We start from the raw sequence: 2,706 nt of genomic DNA on the forward strand, positions 1-2,706 counted from the left end.
GATCTGCCAGCTCATCGCCAGCGAGCGCAGCTGCGCATAGGCGCGGCCGTCATCGGCGCCTTTCGCCAGTGCCGTCACCGCGCGAACGATGGTCTGGCGTTCGGCAACGCGCTGGCGAAGCGAGGCGATCTCGCTGGCCAGGTGTTTTCGCGCCTCGAAACTCTGGCGCGCGATCAGCAGCGCGCTGTAGACGCCGGCATTGCCGACCGGCTTCAGCAGCTGCGCATCGGCCTTATGCGACAGCGCCCATTCGATGCGGCCCGGCGCCTCGGAACCGATCAGCGCCACCAGCGGCATCGGTGCCTCGCCCGGCTTCCACGGAAACTGCTCGTCAAAGCCGAGATCGGCGTCGAAGAAGACGAAATCGGCGGCCAGCGTCTCGGGCGGCAGTTCCGGCCAGCAATCCAGCGTGATCAGCCCGATGGCCGACAATTGCCTGGTGATCGCCTGCACCGTCGGATGTGGGCGATGCAGGATAAACGCCCTGGCGCCGCCGAGATTGGGGATGCGTGGGGCTCTGGTCACGACACCACCCTCAGGCGCGGGCGGCCGAATGTTTTTGCCGGGTCGTAGCGCGACAGATACGGATCCGGCGCGACTTCGTCTTCGCGGCTGACGACCTCGAAGAAGCCGTCCGCGATGCGCCCGATGATCACCGGCAGTGTCGCGTGCTGCGAGTGGGCGTCGATGGCGATCGGACCGAGCCGGGTGGAGAAGCGGCGTTCGGCGAAGGCTTTGGAGAATTCCGCCGGACCGGCGTCGGGATTGCTGGAGAGCACGTCGGCCATCACCTGCACCGAGGCATAGGCGGAGGCCTCGAAGGATGAGGCAAAGGCAGCCGGGCGCGGCGCGAAATACGGCCCGACCGACAGATGTCCCTTGCCGGATTCACCGATCGCCGGCAGCTCACCTTCGGTCAGGTTGCAGGAGATGACGGGGCAAGTCCCGGGACTGAAGGCGGCATCCTCGTGACCCAGGTCGCGATAGGCCGCGAGGAAGGCGTAGGACGAGGTGCCGATCAAATTGTTGAGGATGAAGTTCGGCCGCGTGGCGCGGATCTCCGCGATCAGCCGCGACACGTCGGTCTCGCCGATGCGCAGATAGCGTTCGCCCAGCACCTTGCCGCCGGCATCCGCGATCAGGTCGCGCGCGACGCGATTCATCTCCCAGCCCCAGATGTAGTTCGAGCCGAGCAGGAAGCCGTTGGCGCCGAAACGCGGCACGACATGCGCCATCAGCGGCACCAGATGCTGGTTGGGGCAGGCGTGCATGTAGACGACATGCTCATTGGCTTCGAAGCCCTCATAGGGGCAGGCGTACCAGAGCATGCCGCCGGCTTTCTCCAAGACCGGAATGGTTTCCTTGCGGCTCCAGGAGGTGACGCAGCCGATGACATGGCGTGCGCTGCTGGTCTTGAAGATATCTTCGCAAAGCGTTGCGTAGCGGTCCGCATTGCTTTGCGGATCGCGCTCCACCGGCACCAGTTCGATGCCTGAGCTGCGATCGGCGTTGATGTCGGCTATGGCGCGCATGGCGCCGATGCGGCACGCATCGGAGACGAGCTGATAGCTCCCCGAGCGGGAATACAGGATGCCGATCTCGATGCGCCGTTTCAAACAGGACCCCAGAAATGACAATGCCTCGCAGCCTGCGCCGGAAGGGCGAGGCATACGAGGCATTTTTGCCGCCCGGCAATCAGAGCCGGTATTTTGCGCTAGCGTATTCGGTCCGGCGGGTCAGTCAAGCCCTCAATGACATTTGCATGACCTGCCATCGCCGTTTCGCTGCCGCCGGCTATTTGGCCGCCGGCCTCTGGCCGAGTTGGCGGGCATAGGTCACACAGGCGTCCACCGTGCTGACACAAAGCGCGTCGCGCCTGTTCGGCAAATTGTTGTCGCCGGCATAGGCAACTTCGGCGACGCGGCCATCGACCATGCGAATTTGCGTATCGCAATAGCCGCCGGGAGCGACATTGACGGAGCCGCCGACCGCCGGGATCGCGCCGACCGCCAACGTCGGAACCACAATGCTGAGATTGCCGCGCTGGACGATGCGCTTGTAGGTCCAGATCTGGCCCGATTGGCCGGCGTCGGCGGTGGCGGTCGGAAACCCGGCGCACATTCGAACATCGGCTTCGCTGAGGCCGACCATCTCCTTGCGGGCAGCCGCCGCCGTTGGATCAACCTTGGCGATACGCGACGTGTCGTCGGGAACGACGCAGGAAGACTGGATGGCGACACAGAGAGCAGCGAGGCCAAGCTTTCGAATGCAGGAAAATATCATGCCGACTGTCAGATTTGCCCGATTGTCAGATTTTGCGTGGCGCCCGCCGCTCCTTTCTACCTAGGCAGACAGGCGAGCGGATCAACCCGTTCAGCTTCACGAAAAAGTGGCTGTGGCTGCATCATGGCCGGTCGGGAAGCCAACGCCCTGGCGGAAGCGGGCTCGCGCCGGAACGGCGCGCCAAGGTCCGCATCCATGGTCACCCATCAATGACCCTGCAACTGTTTCCGCCGCCAGGACGCGGGCGCTTCGCCGACCCGCGCGCGAAAGAATCGTGAAAAATACGCCGGGTCGTCGAAGCCGATCTCGTAGGCGATGTCCTCGACCGAGCGTACGGTGAACAACAGCAGCCGCTTGGCCTCCAGCAGCCGTCGCTCACCGACGACGCGTTTGACGCCGCTGCCCAGCACCTGTCTCTTATAC

Annotated in this window: 4 protein-coding genes; all 4 read right to left on the reverse strand. The window is 64.4% G+C overall.

What is annotated here, in order from left to right; translation table 11 throughout:
• The coding region (locus tag EN994_RS26035; RefSeq protein ID WP_127307922.1) for a transcriptional antiterminator at positions 1 to 525 on the reverse strand (525 nt) is incomplete at its 3' end.
• Positions 522 to 1,616 (reverse strand): transporter substrate-binding protein, encoded by a 1,095-nt coding sequence (locus EN994_RS26040; RefSeq protein ID WP_013528537.1) that lies wholly within the window; start codon positions 1,614 to 1,616, stop codon positions 522 to 524. The genes EN994_RS26035 and EN994_RS26040, both read right to left, overlap by 4 nt.
• A gap of 178 nt (positions 1,617 to 1,794) precedes the next feature.
• Positions 1,795 to 2,283, reverse strand: coding sequence for a hypothetical protein (locus EN994_RS26045; RefSeq protein ID WP_013528538.1), 489 nt, complete (start codon positions 2,281 to 2,283; stop codon positions 1,795 to 1,797).
• 206 nt (positions 2,284 to 2,489) lie between these two features.
• Positions 2,490 to 2,706: helix-turn-helix domain-containing protein (locus EN994_RS26050; RefSeq protein ID WP_127307923.1), on the reverse strand; the 217-nt coding region annotated here is incomplete at its 5' end.

The organism is Mesorhizobium sp. M7A.F.Ca.CA.002.09.1.1 (genome assembly GCF_003998555.1).
GTDB classification, from domain to species: domain Bacteria; phylum Pseudomonadota; class Alphaproteobacteria; order Rhizobiales; family Rhizobiaceae; genus Mesorhizobium; species Mesorhizobium ciceri.

Excerpts from the sequence above, each read along its gene's own strand:
- EN994_RS26045 (WP_013528538.1), bottom strand. The coding sequence starts at position 2,283 with ATGATATTTTCCTGCATTCGAAAGCTTGGCCTCGCTGCTCTCTGTGTC.